At 67.7% G+C, this 18572-nt stretch carries 23 protein-coding genes, 1 tRNA gene and 1 other RNA gene; 12 read left to right on the top strand and 13 right to left on the bottom strand.

All coding sequences use genetic code 11. The annotated features are described in order from the left end of the window. Nucleotides 1-82: 82 nt before the first annotated feature. Nucleotides 83-1465, bottom strand: a complete 1383-nt coding sequence (locus EPY72_RS00595) for a methyl-accepting chemotaxis protein (protein ID WP_168215981.1) — start codon at nt 1463-1465, stop codon at nt 83-85. A gap of 105 nt (nt 1466-1570) precedes the next feature. Between EPY72_RS00595 and EPY72_RS00590 the strand changes: the two genes are divergently transcribed. Together EPY72_RS00590 and EPY72_RS00585 are read left to right on the top strand one after the other, a co-directional pair. Then, nucleotides 1571-1936, top strand: a complete 366-nt coding sequence (locus EPY72_RS00590) for a hypothetical protein (protein ID WP_135805258.1) — start codon at nt 1571-1573, stop codon at nt 1934-1936. A 288-nt stretch (nt 1937-2224) separates the two neighbouring features. Then, the gene (locus EPY72_RS00585; RefSeq protein ID WP_135805257.1) at nt 2225-2749 is read left to right on the top strand and encodes a hypothetical protein; all 525 of its coding nucleotides are present in this window, start codon (nt 2225-2227) and stop codon (nt 2747-2749) included. A 102-nt stretch (nt 2750-2851) separates the two neighbouring features. Here EPY72_RS00585 and EPY72_RS00580 read toward each other — a convergent pair whose 3' ends face one another. Both EPY72_RS00580 and EPY72_RS00575 read right to left on the bottom strand, forming a co-directional pair. Further along, nucleotides 2852-3124, bottom strand: coding sequence for a DUF3592 domain-containing protein (locus tag EPY72_RS00580; protein ID WP_244605518.1), 273 nt, complete (start codon nt 3122-3124; stop codon nt 2852-2854). Nucleotides 3125-3357: 233 nt separating this feature from the next. Next, nucleotides 3358-3612 (bottom strand): hypothetical protein, encoded by a 255-nt coding sequence (locus EPY72_RS00575; protein ID WP_135805255.1) that lies wholly within the window; start codon nt 3610-3612, stop codon nt 3358-3360. A gap of 518 nt (nt 3613-4130) precedes the next feature. On the opposite strand from EPY72_RS00575, the gene EPY72_RS00570 reads away from it, so the two are divergent. Further along, on the top strand, nt 4131-4550 hold the full coding sequence (locus EPY72_RS00570; RefSeq protein ID WP_135805254.1) for a universal stress protein: 420 nt from the start codon (nt 4131-4133) through the stop codon (nt 4548-4550). 196 nt (nt 4551-4746) lie between these two features. Here the strand turns inward: EPY72_RS00570 and EPY72_RS00565 are convergent. Beyond that, nucleotides 4747-4821: transfer RNA gene (locus tag EPY72_RS00565), tRNA-Arg, on the bottom strand. A gap of 163 nt (nt 4822-4984) precedes the next feature. Next, nucleotides 4985-6289: a geranylgeranylglyceryl/heptaprenylglyceryl phosphate synthase gene (locus tag EPY72_RS00560; protein WP_135805253.1), complete on the bottom strand. Its 1305-nt coding sequence runs from the start codon at nt 6287-6289 to the stop codon at nt 4985-4987. A gap of 119 nt (nt 6290-6408) precedes the next feature. Between EPY72_RS00560 and EPY72_RS00555 the strand changes: the two genes are divergently transcribed. Both EPY72_RS00555 and EPY72_RS00550 read left to right on the top strand, forming a co-directional pair. Beyond that, on the top strand, nt 6409-7560 hold the full coding sequence (locus EPY72_RS00555) for a hypothetical protein (RefSeq protein ID WP_135805252.1): 1152 nt from the start codon (nt 6409-6411) through the stop codon (nt 7558-7560). Nucleotides 7561-7656: 96 nt separating this feature from the next. After that, nucleotides 7657-8310, top strand: coding sequence for an RAD55 family ATPase (locus tag EPY72_RS00550; RefSeq protein WP_134672083.1), 654 nt, complete (start codon nt 7657-7659; stop codon nt 8308-8310). Nucleotides 8311-8331: 21 nt separating this feature from the next. Here EPY72_RS00550 and EPY72_RS00545 read toward each other — a convergent pair whose 3' ends face one another. Next, entirely contained in the window at nt 8332-9300 is a 969-nt protein-coding gene (locus EPY72_RS00545) for a C-terminal binding protein (RefSeq protein WP_135805251.1), read from the bottom strand. A gap of 119 nt (nt 9301-9419) precedes the next feature. Here EPY72_RS00545 and EPY72_RS00540 point away from each other — a divergent pair, with 119 nt between their 5' ends. Further along, nucleotides 9420-9830 carry a CoA-binding protein gene (locus tag EPY72_RS00540; RefSeq protein ID WP_135805250.1) on the top strand — a complete coding sequence of 137 codons (411 nt, stop codon included), beginning with the start codon at nt 9420-9422 and terminating at the stop codon, nt 9828-9830. Between the two features lie 37 nt (nt 9831-9867). Beyond that, nucleotides 9868-10527 carry an HAD family hydrolase gene (locus EPY72_RS00535; protein ID WP_135805249.1) on the top strand — a complete coding sequence of 220 codons (660 nt, stop codon included), beginning with the start codon at nt 9868-9870 and terminating at the stop codon, nt 10525-10527. 4 nt (nt 10528-10531) lie between these two features. Here EPY72_RS00535 and EPY72_RS19135 read toward each other — a convergent pair whose 3' ends face one another. The 3 genes from EPY72_RS19135 to EPY72_RS00525 all read right to left on the bottom strand — a co-directional run bounded on the left by EPY72_RS19135 (nt 10532) and on the right by EPY72_RS00525 (nt 12102). Next, nucleotides 10532-10696, bottom strand: a complete 165-nt coding sequence (locus tag EPY72_RS19135) for a hypothetical protein (protein ID WP_168215980.1) — start codon at nt 10694-10696, stop codon at nt 10532-10534. A gap of 77 nt (nt 10697-10773) precedes the next feature. Beyond that, the gene (locus EPY72_RS00530; protein WP_135805248.1) at nt 10774-11754 is read right to left on the bottom strand and encodes a PLP-dependent cysteine synthase family protein; all 981 of its coding nucleotides are present in this window, start codon (nt 11752-11754) and stop codon (nt 10774-10776) included. A 36-nt stretch (nt 11755-11790) separates the two neighbouring features. Beyond that, complete coding sequence (locus tag EPY72_RS00525) at nt 11791-12102, bottom strand: DUF5798 family protein (RefSeq protein WP_135805247.1); 312 nt, start codon at nt 12100-12102, stop codon at nt 11791-11793. Between the two features lie 80 nt (nt 12103-12182). Between EPY72_RS00525 and EPY72_RS00520 the strand changes: the two genes are divergently transcribed. From EPY72_RS00520 to ffs, 3 genes are all read left to right on the top strand, one after another. Continuing rightward, the gene (locus EPY72_RS00520) at nt 12183-12602 is read left to right on the top strand and encodes a DUF7548 family protein (RefSeq protein WP_135805246.1); all 420 of its coding nucleotides are present in this window, start codon (nt 12183-12185) and stop codon (nt 12600-12602) included. Between the two features lie 62 nt (nt 12603-12664). Continuing rightward, nucleotides 12665-13120, top strand: coding sequence for a hypothetical protein (locus tag EPY72_RS00515; protein ID WP_134672076.1), 456 nt, complete (start codon nt 12665-12667; stop codon nt 13118-13120). A 37-nt stretch (nt 13121-13157) separates the two neighbouring features. After that, nucleotides 13158-13470, top strand: an RNA gene (gene ffs, locus EPY72_RS00510) — signal recognition particle sRNA. Nucleotides 13471-13857: 387 nt separating this feature from the next. On the opposite strand, the gene EPY72_RS00505 is transcribed toward ffs, so the two are convergent. The 3 genes from EPY72_RS00505 to EPY72_RS00495 form a co-directional block, all read right to left on the bottom strand. Then, a complete protein-coding gene (locus EPY72_RS00505) occupies nt 13858-14739 on the bottom strand; it encodes a mechanosensitive ion channel family protein (protein ID WP_394346141.1) in 882 nt (293 codons plus the stop codon). Continuing rightward, nucleotides 14736-14981: a YhbY family RNA-binding protein gene (locus EPY72_RS00500; protein ID WP_134672074.1), complete on the bottom strand. Its 246-nt coding sequence runs from the start codon at nt 14979-14981 to the stop codon at nt 14736-14738. Before EPY72_RS00500 ends, EPY72_RS00505 begins: the two co-directional genes overlap by 4 nt. Nucleotides 14982-15052: 71 nt before the next feature. Next, on the bottom strand, nt 15053-15331 hold the full coding sequence (locus EPY72_RS00495; RefSeq protein ID WP_134672073.1) for a ribonuclease P protein component 4: 279 nt from the start codon (nt 15329-15331) through the stop codon (nt 15053-15055). 202 nt (nt 15332-15533) lie between these two features. Here EPY72_RS00495 and EPY72_RS00490 point away from each other — a divergent pair, with 202 nt between their 5' ends. Together EPY72_RS00490 and EPY72_RS00485 are read left to right on the top strand one after the other, a co-directional pair. After that, nucleotides 15534-16553 (top strand): glycosyltransferase family 4 protein, encoded by a 1020-nt coding sequence (locus EPY72_RS00490; RefSeq protein WP_134672072.1) that lies wholly within the window; start codon nt 15534-15536, stop codon nt 16551-16553. A gap of 33 nt (nt 16554-16586) precedes the next feature. Then, entirely contained in the window at nt 16587-17696 is a 1110-nt protein-coding gene (locus EPY72_RS00485) for a glycosyltransferase (protein ID WP_134672071.1), read from the top strand. Here EPY72_RS00485 and EPY72_RS00480 read toward each other — a convergent pair. Further along, nucleotides 17693-18514 carry an HD domain-containing protein gene (locus EPY72_RS00480; RefSeq protein ID WP_134672070.1) on the bottom strand — a complete coding sequence of 274 codons (822 nt, stop codon included), beginning with the start codon at nt 18512-18514 and terminating at the stop codon, nt 17693-17695. The two genes, EPY72_RS00485 and EPY72_RS00480, sit on opposite strands and share 4 nt — an antisense overlap. Nucleotides 18515-18572 lie beyond the last annotated feature (58 nt).

The raw sequence follows: 18572 nt of genomic DNA, 5'->3' as shown, positions 1-18572 counted from the left end.
GAGAAGTCGTCCGGCACGTCGCTCGGGATCCCAGATACGGGGCGTCCGCCAGCGAGATCCGATCGACGGCGAACTCGACCGGTTACTCGTCGGTCTCGTCGACCAGTTCGGCGGCGTTCGTCAGTTCGGCCTGGATGTCGTCGATGACCTCGTGCTGGTACTGGCTCGCCTCGTAGATCATCGTCGAGTCCGAGGCGAGGCTGGCGGTCGTCTCCGATAGCTCGTCGACCACCGCCGCGACCTGCTCGATCGAGGTAGCCTGATCCTCGGTCACCTTCGAGACTTCCGTGACGCCGTCGGCGGTCTTCTCGGTCGCGTCGACGATGTCCGTGAGCCGATCCATCACGGTCTCGGTGCTTTCGATCCCCTCTTCGAGTTCGCTGTAGGTCTCGGTAACGCCCTCGATCGTGTTCGCGGCCTTCGTTTCGACGTCGGCGATCAACTCTTCGATCTCGGCGGCCTGTTCCTGGGACTGCTCGGCGAGCGACTTCACCTCCTCGGCGACGACCGCAAAGCCCTCGCCGGCCTCCCCCGCACGCGCGGCCTCGATCGAGGCGTTGAGCGCGAGGACGTTCGTTCGGTCGGCGATGTCGTTGATCACTTCGAGCACCGAGTCGATCTCGTCGACCGTCTCGTTCAGACGTTCGACGTCCTCGACCATCTCCCCGCCCGAGTTCCGGACCGTGTTCAGGACGTCGATCACCTCGTCTGCCTCCTCCCGGCTCTCGACGGCGAGGTCGCGGGTCTCCTGGCTCGTCGAGGCCACCTGATCGGTCGTGGCGGCCACCTCCTCGACGCTCGCGCTGAGCGTCGAGATCTCGTCGCTGATCTGGCCCATCTTGTCGTTCTGTTCGTCGGTCGTGGCGGCCGTCGATTCGAGGTGGTCGACGACCTCCTCGAAGTCCTCCTCCAATCGCTCGACCAGGAACGGGATCTCGTCGACCATCAGTTCCACCGCGTCGGCGGCCCTGTCTCGGTTCTCGACGAGCTCGGTGACCTCCGGGGCGATCTGGACCGCGCCGACCGACTCCCCGTCGAGGGTCTCCAGCGGGACCGCCACCGGCCGCACCCAGCGGTCGCCCGTCGGGTCCGAGACCTTCCGGGCCGCGTCGCACCTCGCCGCCGCCCCGGTGTCCAGAGCAGTCTCGACGAGCGTCTCGCTGTCGTCGCCTTCGTCGGGGCCGCCGTCTGGGCGAGTCGTGGCGTCGACCAGTGTCTGAACGTCACCGTCCTCGGTGGCGTGCTGAAACGTCGTGTCGGCGGCGTCGTTGGACTGGCGAACCACGCCGTCCGTGTCGACGCTGCACACCGGTTCGGGCAACTGTTCGAGCAGTTGCGAGAAGAGGTGACGCCACTCGTCGCGCTCGCGGCGTAACTGGTCGCGGCTCTTTTCCCCGTCTGAGTCCCCACGATCCGCCACGTCCAAAAAGTAGGTCGCACGCTCACCGCTTGTTGCCTCTGACATTCTGTTTAGTAGGAAGCAAACGCGTCGCATAAGAATTGGGTGCAAGTATCACCTGGTATAATCGGACCCGAGTTTTTATTTGAAGTTGCGCACGACACCCGTGTGATGGGAGACGTAGATTACAGCCACGAGGAGCGAAACGGCGTGCTGATTCAGGACATCACCGACTGGGACGGCGATCCGGACGAGTCCGAGGAGTTCGAGGCCGAGTGGATCGACCTCGCGGGACAGTCCCATATCCACGGGGCCGTGACGAAGTTCGGCGACGGAATCCTGCTCGACGACGAGAGCAAAGAGCACTTCGCCGAAGTGTGGGCACAGGCGGCCGACGACGTCGGCGTGGACCGCCTCGCGCTCGTCGCACCGGGAATCAAGTCCAGAGCGATCAACGCGAACCTCGACGCGAACCAGGCCGACGTTCGATCGTTCAGCGACCCCGACGAGGCGTTCGACTGGGCGGTCGAAGCGTAGTCGTCCGGTAGGTTCCTCGTTCGGGTGGCGTCACTCGGCGCCGTCGGACCAACGAGTGACTCTTTCGGCACCCGGCTGTACGCGCCCACCGGCGGTTCGCGGCGTCAGCGCGAGTGACGCCGAGCGACGATCGAGTGGTCTCGACGTGACGGGGTGTACTACTCGACAATTTTATATGGGATCTATTAATAAGGGCGTCTAAGTGGTCCGGCCAATCGAGTCACTTTCGATAGTTCAAATTACCGTCCCCGCTCTCGGAAGCGCGAGCGTTCGGGAGTTGGTCTACAGATGAGCAAGGCGAGTGCCTCGGGGCTTGACCCCGAGGCGGTTCACTACAGCGGCGAAACGACCGAAGACTGGCGGGGCGACATCGATGCGATGGAAAAGCGAGTCTCGTCGGACGACGTGATCGTGGTCCAGCCAAACTGGATCGAATCTCGAAACCTCGTCGACTACTACTACGACGGCCCGTCGGTCCGGGTCGTGCCGATCGCGCCGAGCGGCAGTCTCGAACAGCGCCACACCGAACAGCTCGACGTGATCACGCGGACCGATACGACGGTCTGGTTCGTCCGGTTCAAGGAGGCGGGACCCGACACGTTCCCGGCGCAGTTCGGCAACTACTCGGTGCGATCGTTCGACGAGGACGGACTGGTCGTCGTGTATCGGCTCGACCCGCCCGATTCGCGAAACCGGACCGACACCACAGGAGCCGACTCGATCTCCGACGTCGCCGGACTCACGACTCGTCCGGGGAGTCGACAATCTGGCGTCGCGGTCCGGCGGCCCAGTGTCGTCCGCAGATTGCGGTAGTGACGGCTATCGCCGATCGGGCGGACGATGAGTTTCAGGAGCCGGTGGATGGCCCTCCGCGACGTTAGTCGGTGCGCGTCGAGTAGAGCCCGCCCGGGAGAATCAGGACGCCGCCCCGATCGCGAGAAACGGCTTGCCGGTGGTCGTGTGCTTGAGAAACGCCTCGCCGGGCGAGTCCGGTGGGACGTACGCCGTGACGGTGTCGCCCGGCCCGTCGTCGGCCAGTTGGGCTCTGGCCTCGTCTTCGTTTCCGAACTCCCTCGGAAGTTCGCCGGGGTAGACGTTCGTGGAGGTGTACGACCCTCCCTCGTAGGTGTAGTCGAACGTCACACGAGGCCTGTATCTACTCCCCTTGCTCGCTTTCTGTTCTGTCACCGCGGTCGAAGCGATAGTCGCGTCCACCTAGACCGCGGAGGCCAGCGCCGAGGACTGGGTGGTGTAGCTGTACGCCCCGTACCCGATCGTGGCGACCCCGACGAGTAGCATCACGACGAGCCGAACCGTTCCGGAGGGGACCGTCGAACTCCATAGCGAGTAGAAATGTACAACGTGGGTATATTTTTAGCACTCTACATCTCTCCGACTCCTCCACCTATCTGACCGATTCGCTACGTCCGGTAGAGAACGTAGAGGAGATAGAGGCTCGATCCGGTGACGAGCGCGCCGCCGAGAACGTAGCCCGCGATCGCGAGCGGCGACAGCGCGTAGAGCGCGAGCTGGAACAACTGGAGGCCGACGAGAAGCGCGACGACCGACAGCCCCGTCCAGAGTGCGGTCGCGACCAGACTCCGGCCCGTGTCGATCACCTCGTCGCGGACGATCTCGCGAACCCGCTCCTCGGTGAGTCCGTCGGAGGGCGCCATAGCCGGGTGTACGACGCCCAACTGGAATAAAATGTCGACTGGTCGGCTCGAACCCAACTGCCAGCAGGTCGCGACCGCCACGACGGCCACTACGGACGAGGTGTCCCGTTCACTCTGGGTCGTCCGCTCGCTCCGCTTTCAGCGCTTCAGAAAAGACGTCCGTGAGGATGTCCGATAGCCGCTCGACGCCGATTTCGTCGATCGCTTCCGCCACCCGTTCAGCGTCCCCGGATTATCTTGCTCGTCGCTCATACGACGAGACTCTCGTTCGTGTCGAATGTACGTGCCGGTGACTCGCCTGTCCCGACCGCCGCGCCAGAACGTGGCGCGTTCGAGGGCGTCGACAGAGCAGACCCAACCACTCCGAGGACTCACGTACGACTCAGACGGGCGATCGCCAAAAGTATTCAAATTCCGATAGTTGTCGGGGCCGGATGCGGTGGATGACAAAACGGAGTCTACCGCGACTCGAAGCGGGCGGCCTCCCGTTTTATCCGGCCGCTGACCGTAGGCATCACATGATCTCACGAATCCTCGTTCCGATGGACGACTCGGAGATGGCCGAGAGAGCGCTCGAATACGCCCTCGAAAACCACCCCGACGCCGAGATCACCGTCATGCACGTCGTTGGCGAACCGTCACCGATGGGGGGAACGGCCACGGCGCTCGCCGTCGAAGACGACCTCGAAGAAGCCGCCGAGGAGCGCGCGAAGGAGGTCTTCGACCGCGCGAGGGATCTCGCCGCCGACCGCGACGTCGAGATCACCACCGACGTTCGACTGGGACAGCCGGCTCGGGCGATTCTGAACCGCGCCGACGACTTCGACGCGGTCGTGATCGGGAGCCACGGCGGATCGGTCGCCGACCGACTGTTCGTCGGTAACGTCGCCCAGAAAGTGTTCCGACAGTCTCCGGTGCCGGTGATCGTCGTTCGGTGAGTACCTCCCGCGACGGCCCAGATGGACGTGGCTGGACAGAGTCGGCGAACGAACTGCGATCGACGAGAGGACGACTGTCGGTTCAGGTCAGTTCCGTCCGAGCGGTATCGGGATACTCATCAGGCGTTATCGAGTGGAGAGCCACGTAAAACACCTTCGTCGAAAGCTACTGATCTCTGTTCGGTATGCGGCGTGATGGGCGCTGCAGGATTTGAACCCGCGACAGCTTGGTCCGAAGCCAAGTACTCTGTCCAGACTGAGCTAAGCGCCCGCGAGATATCGTACTGCCTCGCTGGTTTTAAACGCCGCGATTCGAGTCCGACGTGTGACCCGGTGGCGATCGTCACTCGGCGACGGCACCGTCCCAGTGGGACGGCAAGCCATCCCTACCGAGACGGGAACGACGGAGGCCATCCCGCCGATACGCGTTACCGTCACGGTCGCGGGTCCGCCCCCGACGACGAGTCGGGTGCCGTCGCGACCGCAAACTGGGCCGGCGAGACGCCGTCGGGAGCAGGAACCCCAGTGGCGTCGGCGAGCAGCGAGACGACCGCTCGGCGGACGAGCGCGTCGTCGTCGGGCGCGAGGGCGATCGCGTCGTCGAGCCACGGCGCGTCGCGGTCCGCGAGGCGGCGACGGATCGTCCCCGGCGTCGAAACGTCGCCCCGCAGGTCGTCGGCGAGCGCTCGGACCCCGAGAGAGACCCGCACTGTCGCGCCGAGATAGCGCGTGGCGAGCCGTTCGGGGTCTTCGACCGACGGGATCGTCGCGAGGTACGACGCGGCGGCCGACTCCCCGACGTCCAGGCGGTCTCGGACCCACTCGGTGGCCGCCGACGCGGTGGCTTCGGCGTCGAGGTCGGTCGCCGCCGCGCACAGGTCCGCCTCCTCGTCGGCGATCCGGTGGAAGACGTCGCCGACGACCACCGCGTCGGCGCCGGCTTCGAGCATCGCCGCGGCGTGCTCCCGAGAGTCGAGGCCGCCGCCGTACCAGAGCCGCGACCACGTCAGTCCGTCGTCGATGGCCGACAGGGCCTCGGCGGCGGTCTCGCCGCCGTACGTCCCCGAGTATTCGAGGTAGACGAGTTCGCTCCCGAGGTGGCGCTCGGCCGCCATCGCCCGGCGTTTGGCCGCCCGAGCCGCCAGCAGATCGTCCTCGCCGACGTTCGCCTCCCGGGCGGCGGCACTGTCGGGGTTCTGGATGATGTACGCCTCGAACACCGCCTCGGCGAGGAGCCACGACGTCGCGAAGTCTGCGACGGCGTCGGCGACCGACTCGGGAGCGAGCGGGAGCCTGTCGGCCACCATCTCGGGGAGCAGTTCCTCGCGGATGTACTCGGTGCCGGCCCCGAGCCGGCCGATCAGCGACGCCGAGTCGCCGTTCAGCACTTCGGGGATCGCGAGCAGGTCGGCCCGCTCGCGAGTCTTCGGGGTGACGTGGCGGGGGTCGCTGGGTTCGTGGAAGGTCGGCACCGAGGCGGGCGCCAGCGCGTCGAACGTCGCCTCCGTGTTCGCGGCGGTCACGTCGGCCGAGCCGCCGACCGACACCGCGCTCGTGTGCTGGAGGTAGCACGGGAACAACACCGGGAGCCGCTTTTCGCGCTCCGGGTCGACCTTGGTTACGTGGGTCCACTCGGCGGGCACGGGGTTCGTGTCGAGAGGCAACACCGTGCGCGCGCCCAGCGAGGCGGCCCGGCCGAGACGGCCGAGCAACCCGGCGACCTCGTCGCGGGTCGTCATACCTCCGAGGGGTCGCTTGACCCACATAAGTCGCTCGCTCCCCGATCGGCTCCGCGTGACGCTGGGCTCGCGACCGGCGTTCCACAATACTCATGTGACGGCGCGAGCGACTCACGGACGTGACACAGGGTTTGGTCGAGACCGTCGGGCGACGGGTCCCGGCGGTGGCGCGGGCGCTGGCGAACCACCTCGCGGAGTCGCCCGACCCGCGGGTGGCCTCGGTCGTGTTGCTCCGCAGCGAGGTCGAGTCGGAGATCGAGTCGATGACCGAGGAACTGTTTCTGGGCGTCGAGCGCGCGCTCGATCGGGCGCGCGAGGCGGGCGAACTCGAGCCCGTCCCCGGCGCGGCGGGCGAGTCCGCCCGGTTCGACTACGACACCAGACTGGTCCTGCCCGCACTCCTCACCCTCGGGCGAATCCACACCGCCGCCGGCGACCTCCCGGTCGCGCGACTCGTCAGGGACGTGGACCGCGACTTCGTCGCGCGCGGCCGCGAGACGACGCGAAACGTGGTCCGGGCCCTGCTCGACGGCGACATGCGCGATGCGATCAACGACGACGAGTACGAGGACTTCGAGTCGAACCTCCGGCCGACCGAGACGGTCGCCGAGGTCGCCCAACGGCACCTCGAAGCCGGCGTCGAACGGTGGCTGGACCGTTCGGACACCCCCGAGGCGGTCCGGTCGTCTTACGACCACGCCGTCGAACTCTCCGAACGCCACCAGGACGAGGACGACGCCTTCCGTTCGCTGCTCGACGACTATCTGTCGGCCGACGGTCCCGACGCCCGGGCGGCGGCCGGCGACGCTATCCGGGAGCGTTACCGCGACGCCGAACTGGCGGACGGCGATCTGTTCGAGGCCGACGCCGACCTGCCGTACTTCGCGACCCAGTACGCGCGGGTGGGCATCCTCTACGAGGACATGCTCAACATGTACGAGGCCGACCTCGGGACGGCGCTGGGCGAGGGGTTCAAGCGCGCCGTCGTGTTGATGGTGATCGGCGCCCAGATCGGCCTCGACGACACCGACGACTACCCCGAGGACAGGGGGACCCAGCTCACGCCCGTGACTGCCGAACTCAACCTCGCCGACGACGCCGAGTCGGGGGTCGAGCGGGTCCGGGCGATCGTCGAGGCATACCTCGACAGGGCCGATGCCTGCGCCGACCCCGACGACCACCTGACCCGGATCGCGATCGAGTACATCCGCCAGCAGTCGCTCGACCGGATCGGGTCGCTGTCGACGCGACCCGGCGACCCGGCCAACTAATCAAAAAGAATATAAGCGGAACACAGTATCTTATTGGCAGGCACTATCGGGGACGCCGCCGCGGCGCTCCCGGCGTTTCGGCCACGAGAAACCGCCATGTACGAACTGGGTGACGCCTGTCCGGAGGTCGAGGTCGATCCGGGGACGAATCTCCTGGTCGCCGGCCCCCCGATGACGGGTAAACGACGGCTCGCTCTGGAGGTTCTCGCATACGGTAGCCGTCGGGGCGACGGGTCGATCGTCGTCACCACGAAAGACGACGGCGAGGACATACGCGCGTCCCTCCGCGAGTTACTCGGCCGCGAGGAGGGTGGACCGATCGGGATCGTCGACTGCGTCTCCAAACAGCAGGGGACGAACCCGACCCCGTCCGAGGAGATCGCCTACACCTCCTCGCCGGTCGACATGACCGGGATCGGGATCCAGCTCTCGGAGTTCCTCCAGTCGTTTTACTCCGAGCGAGGGGTCAAGCGAAACCGAATCATGCTCCACTCGCTGTCGACCCTCCTGATGTACTCGAACCTCCAGACCGTGTTTCGATTTCTCCATGTGTTCACCGGACGGGTCCAGAGCGCCGACGCGCTCGGCGTGTTCGTCATCGACTCGACCGCCCACGACCAGCAGACGATGAGCACGCTCCAGCAACTGTTCGACGGCAAGATAACCGTCCGGACCGACGACGACGGCGAGTCGGAGCTCAAACTGTCTGGCATCGGCCGCGAGACCGACTGGCGACCCGTCCCGGAGTAGGGTCGCGGGGTCGCCGGGCGCTCACACCCACTCGAGGCCGGGATCGACCGGCGAACGGGGCGGCTCGCCTTCCAGCACGCGCGCGACGTCCTCGGCGACCCGACGGCTCAGTTCGTGTCTGGACTCCTCGGAGTACCACGCGGTGTGTGGAGTCACGACGACCCGATCGAGATCGAACAGCCGCGAGTCGCCCGGCGGCTCCTCGGCCATCACGTCGAGGGCCGCGCCCGCGATGTCGCCGTCGGCGACCGCGTCGGCCAGCGCCGCCTCGTCGACGACCGCGCCGCGGGCGGTGTTGACAAGTAGGGCGTCCTCGCGCATCGCGTCGAACGCCGCCCGGTCGAACAACCCCCGGGTCGCCTCGTACAGCGGGGCGTGGACCGAGACGAAGTGGGATCGGTCGAGCAGTTCGTCGAACCGGACGCGTTCGACCCCGAAGTGGGCCATCTGGGTCTCGGTGACGTTGGGGTCTGTGGCGATCACGTCGAGGCCGAACCCGTCGACTTTCCGAGCGAGTCGCCGGGGGATCTTGCCGAAGCCGACCAGCCCGAGGGTCCGGCCCCGAAGGCGGTGGATCGGCCGGCCCGCCTGCCAGTCCCAGCCGCCGTCGCGGGTGTCTCGGTCGTAGGTCTGGACGTTTCGGGCCACCCCGAGCAACAGCGCCAGCGCGTGGGTCGAGACCTCGTCGACGCAGTAGTCCGGGACGTGGATCGCCGTGACCCCGTGGTCGGCCGCGGCCTCGACGTCGATGTTGTCGACGCCGATGCCGGCGCGCCCGACCACGGTCAGGTCGCTCTCGGCGAACACGTCCCCGGGGACCGGGGTCGCCGCGTCCGCGATCAGCCCGTCGGCGTCGGCGACGGCCGCGATCACCCCATCGACGGTCTTCTCGTCGAGCACCGACAGCGAGGCGTCGACGTCGGCGAGCACCTCGTCTTTGGTGGGTTCGTCGAGCGTCTTGTCGTCGCTGATGACGATCTCGTGTGACACAGTCACTACCGAGGAAACGCGGGTAGTAATAGCTTGGCGGGGCCGGGCGCGTCGCCGACCGCGGCGGCGTTCTCGGCGACCCACACGCTTTTGGCCGCACGCTCCGTCGTTGCGGTCGCATGCCAGTCGAGAGCGACCCCGAACTCCGCGAAATTCTCGGGCTGGAGACGATCGCGGTCGTCGGCTGTTCGTCCACGCCGGGCAAAGACGCCCACGAGATCCCGAAGTACCTGCGCGAGCACGGCTACAAGGTGATCCCGATCAACCCCCACGCCGACGAGATCTTCGGGCGGGAGGCCTACGACTCGCTGTCGGACGTCGACGAGCGGGTGGACATCGTGGACGTGTTCCGGCCGAGCGAGGAGGTCGCGGACATCGTCGACGAGGCGCTCGAACGCGACGACGTGAGGGTGATCTGGACCCAGCTCGGCATCGCCGACGACGAGGCGGCCGAGCGCGCGGAGGCCGCCGGCAAGCGCGTCGTACAGGACCGGTGTCTCAAGGTCGAACACGGCCGACTGGTCGGGTGACCGGGCGCTTTTAGCCGTCGGGCGCGTAGGGAACTCGATGAGCGTCTCTACGGTCCTCCTCGATCTCGACGACACCATCTGTGCGCATCCCGGGTCGCCCGAGGCCCGACTCGCCGACGCCTTCGGGCGGGCCGGCGTCGAGCCGTTTTTCGACGTCGCTGACGTCCGCCCGTGGCTCGCGCGGGTGACCGCCGAGACGGAACTCGAACTCCGCGAGCGGTGCTTCGGAGGGATCGCCGACGAACTGGGTCGCGACCGGGCGGACGCGCTCGCGGTGGCCCGCGCCTACGAGGACCCCGATCCCGAGGCCGTCGGATTCCTCCCGGGCGCCGAGGCGGCCCTCGGCGCGCTCGGGGCGAACTACGACCTCGCGCTGGTGACAAACGGCGGCCGCGAGACCCAGACCGCGAAGCTGGCGGCGCTCGGGATCGCCGACCGCTTCGAGGCGACCACGTTCGCCGAGCCCGGCCGCCCGGTCAAGCCCGACCCCGACCCGTTCGACCGGACGCTGGCGACGATGGGGGTCTCGGCGTCCGAGGCGGTCCACGTCGGCAACTCCCTGCGCTCGGACGTGGCCGGCGCTCAGGCCGCGGGCGTCGAGGCGGTGTGGCTCTCGACGGCCGACGAACCCGTCGCGGTCACCTCCGAACACACCATCAACTCGATGGGCGAACTCCGGACGCCGCCGTGGACGTGACGGCTCAGCTCGGGTGCTGATGGCGGAGCTTCTCGGCGGTCTGTCCGGGCACCGGCGTCCCGCAGTCCCCGCACTTCCACCGCGGGCGGGTCGTCGCCTGCTCTTTGGCGAGGTCCTGTCTGAACCGGAGGGTCGCCCCGCAGGGACACCGGTAGGTCGACAGCGACATACGCGAGCGTAGCCGCTCGGGACCGAAAAATGGCGCGCCGGCCGCGTCGCCCCGGCGATCGACCGGGGTCGCCGCCCCTACCCGTCCCACTCCTCGAACGACCGGTAGATGCCCTTCGAGAGGTAGCGCTCGCTGGAGTCGGCGAACACCGTCGCGACGCTGTCGTGGGGCGCGTCGATCTCGCCGTCTCTGATCCGCTCGGCGACGTGGAGCGCCGCGGCGCTGGCCGCCCCCGCGCTGGAGGCGACCAGTTGGCCCTCCTCGCGGGCGAGCCGGCGCAGTTCCTCGTGGGCCCGCCGGTCGGGGACCTGAACCACCTCGTCGACGAGGTCGGGATCGAACAGCTCGTTGGTCGCGGGATCGTGGGTCCCGATGCCCTCGATCTTGTAGTCGGCCTCCTCGGGGTCCTCGCCCTTCGTCTCGGCGTACAGCGACCCCTCGGGCTCGACCGCGGTGACGTGGACGTCCGGGTCCTGTTCGAGGGCGTATTCGGCGATCCCCATCAGGGTGCCCGCGGTTCCACACCCCGCGACCACCGCGCCGACCTCGCCGTCCAGCGCCTCGAAGATCTCCGGGCCGGTGGTCTCGTAGTGGGCCTCGACGTTCAGGGGGTTCGAGAACTGCTGGGGGACCACCGCATCGTCCAACTCGGCGGCGAGTTCGTGAGCGCGCTCGATCGCCCCGCCCATCCCCTCGTCGGTGGGCGTGTTGATGACTTCGGCGCCGAGCGCCGCCATCAACTGCTGTTTCTCGACGCTGAACCGCTCGGGAACGACGAACACCGCGTCCACGTCGAGCTGGCCCGCCGCGACGGCGAACCCGATGCCGGTGTTGCCCGCGGTCGGCTCGATGACCGTCCCGCCGGGCTCTAACTCGCCGCGGTCGAGCATCGTTTCGACCATGTACTTGCCGATGCGGTCTTTGATGCTCGCGCCCGGGTTGAACGATTCGAGCTTGGCGTACACCGGCACCTCCGGCGGTGCGGCCTGCACGCGAACCAGCGGCGTCTCGCCGACCGTCTCCAGCACGGAGTCCAGCGGCGTGCGGTAGTCCGTCATCGTCTGGCCAAAAGTTGCTGTCGCTGTTAACGCTTTTTATGCGTCGGCGGCGTCGGCCGCGTCCGACTCGTCGGCTCCGCCGGCCCCAGTTGTGTCCGTTTCGGTCGTGTCGGCCGGATACTCGACGTCGACGTCGTCGACGTCGACGCCCTGCTGTCGGGCGATGGCATCGAGGAGCGCGCGCTGTTCGGCCATCTCGCGTTCGAGGGTCTCGACGCGCTCGGTCGTGGCGTCGACCGACTCGCGCATCTCGACGACCTGCTCGCGGAGCTCGTTGAGCTTGCTGTACAGCTTCTCTGCGGTGTCGGCGAGCTTCTGGACCTTCTTGGCCGTGCTTCCGAATCCCATACCCTACAGTGCGTTCGGCGATACGTGACTTTTCCGACTCGACCGCCGGCCTTTTTAAGAGCCGGCCGGAACTCCCGGGTATGTCGAGCGAACGCTCCCCCGAGACGGCCGCGCCGACCGCGGGCGTCCTCGCCGCGCTTGCGGTCCTCGCGGCCGTGGTCGCACCGTACTTCCTCATCTCGCCGTCCGAGGCGAGCGTCTACTACGGCGTCCCGGTCCCGGTGCCGATCCACCTCGTCGTCGGACTGTTCGCCGCCGTGGCGGTCATCGTCTTCGCCGCCGGCCGGAACGACCGCACGGACCCGCAGACCGCCGCGGGTGTGGCGGTCGTGCTCGGGGGCTTCATGGCCGTCCTCTCGCTGTGGTGGGCGATCGCCGCCGGCGACGTGGTCGGAAGCTTCCCGACCGACGCCGCCTTTGACTACCACCGGTGGGCCCTGTTCGGCGCCGCGCTCGCGGTCGCGGGAAGCGCCGGCTGGTACGCCGGCCAAGTGGTGTAACCGACGGTTACGCCGACGACAGCCGCCCCATAACAAAGCCCCGGGCGGCCGGAGATGGCGGCGTGAGACGAAACGACGCGACCGACCCCGCCGACGCCCCCGGCCCGGACGCGCTCGGCGACCGCGAGACGGCGTCCGGCGAGCCCTGGGTGCTCCGCGACGAGGAGTTCCTCTCGGAGGCGGACCGCGAGTACGTCGTCCGCGACGACGGGTGGCCGTGGCTCTCGTCGCTATCGGCGCTCGCGGTCGGGGCGCTCGTCGGTCTGCTGGTCGCCGACGTGACCGCGATCCTCGCCGCGACCGCGAGCGGACGGGACGCGCTCGCGTTCCTCCCGCCCGCCATCGCGGCGGTCGGGCTCCGAGGCCTGCTCGCCGCGAAGGTGGGGGTCGCCGCTGTCCTCGTGGTGGCGACAACCGGGACCTGTTCGGGACGCCACCGCCGAGCGGGCGCCCTTCCGGACGCGCTCGTCGGGGTCGCGGGGTTCATTGCGGTCGTCGGTGGCGTCGCCCTCGTCTGATTTGCGAAAGGTCCTTAAGTCCGGGGCGACTACTCCGAGATGGACTAGGTCGGGCAGTTAGGCCCTGCTCTCCACCCGCACTATGGTCTTTAGCGGGGGCCGAACCCCGGAGGCGTCCGGTCAGACCGCGCCGGGCCCCGGAAGCCGACTTCGAAGCCTCGTCCTGCGGGGATAGCGGTCCTCGGCGGACGCTCGCAGGAGCGTCGCAGTCGAGGTTAGCCGGTGGCAATCCGTCAGGCACGGAAGTGAGCACCGGACCACTGGACAGCTATCGCTCGCAGGGTTGCGGGGTGGAGGACGCGACCGGGACTCCCCGACGCGGAACGCCGGGCAACGCCGGCCGTCCACCTATTCATACAACCTTTTACTGCGCTCGGGAGGGCGAGCCGTCGGCTCGTCACTCCCTCGCTTGGAAAACGTTGATGAAAAACACGGCGCTCCTCCCTCCGCTTCGCTCCGGTCGTCGCTTTGTCCGCTCGCTCACTGCGTTCGCTCGCGGTACAGCGACTCGTACTCTACCGCAACGGAACGCGACACCAGCCGAGACGCATCCTACTCTCGCTTGGCTCGTCCCTTCTCCGTCGTACACGGTCATCCGCCGCGAGCGAAGGCGAAGCCCGAGCGAGCGGACCGAGGAACCCCCGAAGGAGCGAAGCGACTGAAAGGGTGACGCAGGTTTTTCATCAACGTTTTCCAAGGGAGGCGCGTTCACGCGCCGACCGCTGCAAAAGGTTGTGTTAGTCGTCGGTGGGCTCGATCTGTCCCTCGACGTTCGTCAGCTCCAGTCCGCCCTCGAGTGTGCGGTTCGGGTACGGAATGTCGATTCCCTCCTCGTCGAACCGCTCTTTGACGCTCGTGACGTACTCGCCGCGAGTCTTGACGTAGTCGGCCCGGCTCGGATCGTCGATCCAGATGCGCGACTGGAGGCCGACCGACGAGTCGCCGAGTTCGGTCAGTCGGACCGACGGCGCGGGGTCGTCCAAGATGTCGGGGTGAGATCGTGCCTCCTCGACGATGATCTCGGTCGCACGATCGATGTCGTCGTCGTACCCGATCCCGAACAGGAACTTCAGCCGGAGGCGCTCGCCGTCGACCGGGTTCTTGATCACGCCGTCTGTGAGCTGGGAGTTTGGCACCGTCAGCAGTTCGTTGTCGAAGGTCCGGACCCGGGTGACCCGGAGGCCGATGTCCTCGACGACCCCCGAGTAACTGCCGTTGTCCCACTCGATCCAGTCGCCGATCTTGAACGGCCCGTCGGTGTAGATGAACACGCCCGCGACGAAGTTGGCGATGACGTCCTGCATCGCGAAGCCGATGGCGAGGGTGGCCGCGGCCGCGATCGTCGCCAGCGAGGTGAGGAAGTTGCCGTAGTCGGCGAACCCGAAGGCCACCGAGACCGCGACGAACACCACGGCGAACTTCGTCAGCTTCACCAGCGGTCGCCGTGCGTGCCTGTCGAGGTCGCGCCGATCGAGAAAGCGCCCGACCAGCGGCACGACCGTCAGCCGGCCGGCCAGATAGATCGCGGCGAACGAGACGACGAAGTAGAGGGCTTGGGTCACCGCGAGCGCGTAGCTTCCGAGCGCGGATTCGAGGAACGGGAGGGCTTCGACCATCAGTGGAGCGTCGCGGTGTTCCCGCGCGTCTCGATCAGGTCGGCGTTCACCGCGTCCGCGAGCTCCTCGGCGAGGTCGTCGGTCGTCGTGCCGCCCCGAGCCGCCCGGAGGAACTTGACTTTCACGAGCTCGCGGTCCTGGAGTTGGTCGGCGAGTTCGTCTGTCACCGAGTCGATGCCGGCCTTGCCGACCCAGACGGTCACGTCGAGGTCGTGGGCCTGTTTACGGAGGTCCTCGTCGGTCATACCCCGTTCTGGGAAACGAAGCGGCTTAAAGGGCATGGAACGGGTGACGACCGCGACGCGACGGCGCGAACTCAGGAGTCGTAGGGGTATCGGGCGTGGGACCCGCAGTCGCAGGTGAGGACGACGTGGCCGTCCTGGAGGCGGACCCGGGCGTTTTTCCCGGGGCGGAGGTAGGCGTCGCAGGCGTCGCAGGCGAACCGCTGGAAATCGCGGGGGAGCGAGAGGCGATTGCGCTCGGCGAGTCGGCGGGCGAGTCGGACGTACTCCCGGGCGCGGTCGTCGCGACACTCGGCGGCGGCGTCGCGAGCGAGGCCGGCGAGGCGCTCGATGCGTTCTTCGGCTATGGACATGTGGGAATGGGGGGTGGGGGTTTCCGGGGCGAACCAGGACAAGGATAGAAGGTATCCTGAGTTGCCCCATGGGGGTCATCCTACGAACAACGTAAATAGTTTTCGATTTCTTCCGGGTCGGGCGGGTGCGTTCCGGTAGGATTTTGGCCGGGCCGCGTCTTCGCCCCCACACCGACGGCCGGTTCGCCGGCCGCGAACGACTATGAAGGTGAGCCACTACTTCGAGTGGGAGGCGTACATCACCGGCGGCCACGCCCAGTCGGTCGCGAACCAGCGCGAGATCATGGACCGCCGGGGCGTCGCGTACACCACCGAGCCGACGCTCGACGCCGACCTGCTCCACCTCAACAACATGGGCCCGAAGTCGATCTACTACGCGCGGAAGGCCCGACAGCGCGGCGTCCCCGTCCTCGTCCACGCCCACCAGACCGCCGAGGACTTCCGGGAGAGCTTCGCGTTCTCGAATCTCCTCGCAAAGCCCATGGGGCCGTATCTGGAGTACGCCTACTCGCTGGCCGACCACCTCGTGTGTCCCTCCGACCACAACCGCGAGGTCGTCGCGGGGTACGCGGACGCCCCGAAGACGGTCATCAGCAACGGGTTCGACCCCGACGCGCTCGCGGGGTTCGAGGACCTCCGCGAGGAGTATCTCGACCGCTACGACCTCGATCCGCCGGTGGTGTTCAACGTCGGCCACGTCATCAAGCGCAAGGGACTGGAGGCGTTCGTCGAGACCGCGCGGGCGATGCCCGACCTCGACTTCGTGTGGTTCGGCTATCTCAACCCCGCGGGCGGCGAACTCGATCGGGTCCTCAAGAGCCGCGACACCAAGCGGCTGGTCGAGAGCGCGCCCGACAACTGCACGTTCACCGGCTACATCGAGGACGTCCGGGGCGGGTTCGCCGCGGGCGACGTCTTCTTCTGGCCGTCGAAAAACGAGAACGAGGGCATCGCGCTCCTCGAAGCGATGGGCTGTGGCAAGCCGCTCGTGATCCGGGACATCCCCACCTACGACTGGCTCGAAGACGGGACTCACTGCCTGAAGGCGACCGGGGACTTCGAGGCCGAACTCGACGCCATGCGCGATCCGGACCTGCGCGAACGCATCGGGGCCAACGCCGCGGCCAAAAGCGAGGCGTTCACCATCGAAGCGGTCGGCGACGACCTCGTCGAACTGTACCGCGACCTCGCTGGCGACTCCGGCGCCGGCCAGACTTCATAAGGTCTTAACTATCGGTTCCCAAAGAGGCCGACAATGGAACAGGTCGCCGCGTTCACCGACACCTATCTCCCGACCGTCAACGGCGTGACCTACACGATCGCGTCGTGGCGCGACCGCTGGGAGCGGGCAGGCGGGCGGATGGACGTGGTTTACCCGAGCGCCGACGGCCACCGACCGACCGACGGCGAACACCCCGTCGGGAGCCTCCCGTTCCCGTTCTACGAGGGGTTCCGACTCGGCACGCCCACGATTCCCGAGGCGGTCAGGGACGCCGAGGTCGTCCACGCTCACACGCCGTTCAGCATCGGGCTGGGCGGGCTCCGGCTCGCGCGCGACCGGGACGTCCCGCTGGTGGCCTCGTACCACACGCCGACCAGCGAGTACGCCGAGTACGTCGCCCCGACCGAGACCGTGGCGTCGCTGGTCGGTCGGCTCTCGGAGGTGTACGAGCGGTGGTTCTTCGGCCGCGCCGACGCGGTGCTTGCGCCCTCCGGGTCGACCCGCGACCACCTGCGCGAGGAGGTCGGCGTCGACACCCCCGTCGAGGTGGTCCCGAACGGCGTCGACACCGAGCGGTTCCGCCCCGTCGAGACCGATGACTTCCTCGACAGCTACGACCTCCCGGGCGACGACGACCGCCCGCTGATCGGCTACACCGGGCGCCACGGCTACGAGAAGCGCCTCTCGGAGCTCGTGATGGCGGCGGCCGACATGGACGTGACCGTCGTGTTCGGCGGCGACGGGCCGGCCCGCGACGACCTCGAAGCACAGGCCGAGAGGCTGGGTGCCGACGCCCGGTTCCTCGGCTTTCTGGACCGCGAGGACCTCCCCGCGTTCTACTCGGCGCTCGATGCCTTCGCGTTCCCGAGCCCGGTCGAGACGCAGGGGCTGGTGGCGCTCGAAGCCAACGCGTGTGGCACGCCGGTCGTCGGCGCGAACGCGGGCGCGCTCGCCGACACGATCCGGGAGGGCGAAACCGGATTCCACTACGAGAGCGGCGACATCGAGGGGTTCCGGGCGGCGATCCGTCGGACACTGGGGGCCCGCGAGGAGCTCCGAGAGACGTGTCTCGACCGACGCGAGGCGACCAGCGTCGAGCGAGCGGTCGAACGGCTCCGGAGCGTCTACGAGTCGGTCCGCTAGAGTTCGACGCGCTCGACCAGTTGGTTGCCGTCCTCGCGGATGTTGACCGCGACGATCCGGATCAGTTCTTCGAGCCCGGAGTCCTGCAACTTCGCCTTCAGGAGGTTGTCGACCTGGAAGACGCCCGCGGCGTTCAGCATCTCGATCTCGACGAGCACCGGGACCGACCCGCCCTCCATCAGCGACACCCGCTGGATGGCCTGGCTCGAGACGGTGTTGATCCCCCGGCCGCCCTGTTCGTAGGGGATCCGCGAGCGGCCCATCTCCATGTCGAGGGCGTCTGCGACCCGGAGCACGCCGGCCTCGGTCGTCAGGGGGTCTTCCTCGGTGTGGTGACACAGGATCGCGTGGAGGATCTCGCCTTTCACGCGGACGGTCTCCTCGGTGTCGTAGAAGCCGAGTTCGGGCAACACGCGATCGAGCAGGTCCGCGGCGAGCGGGATCGACCAGTAGGCGTGGTCGTCGCGGTGGACGACGTGGCCGATGTCGTGGATCGTCGCCGCCAGTGCGATGATCACGCTCTCGTCGGCCTCGGTCAGGCCCTGATCGGCCGCGCCGTTGAACTCCACGCCGCCGTCCTTGAGGAGTTCGTAGAGAGCAAGCGCCCGGTCGCGAACGATCTCGATGTGCTTGCTCCCGTGGTCGTTGTACCCCTTCCGATCGACCGGATTGACGTTCTGGGCGCGGAGGTAGGTCTGAATCTCGGGGTCGTCGTCGATGAACGCCAACACCTCGTTGAGTCGCTCGTCCGGGAACGGGTGGTCGTCCTCGGGGTCGTACACCCGCCGCCGGTCGTCGGTCTCGTCGATTTCGCTCATACGGTGCATCTCGGTCGCCAGCGGATAAAAGCTCTCGGCCCGCGGCCGGCGACCGGTC

Origin of the sequence: Halorussus marinus (assembly GCF_004765795.1) — an archaeon.
Classification (GTDB): Archaea; Halobacteriota; Halobacteria; order Halobacteriales; family Haladaptataceae; genus Halorussus; species Halorussus marinus.
Note: the sequence above shows the minus strand (reverse complement) of the source record. Positions and strands in the feature narration are given on the sequence as shown.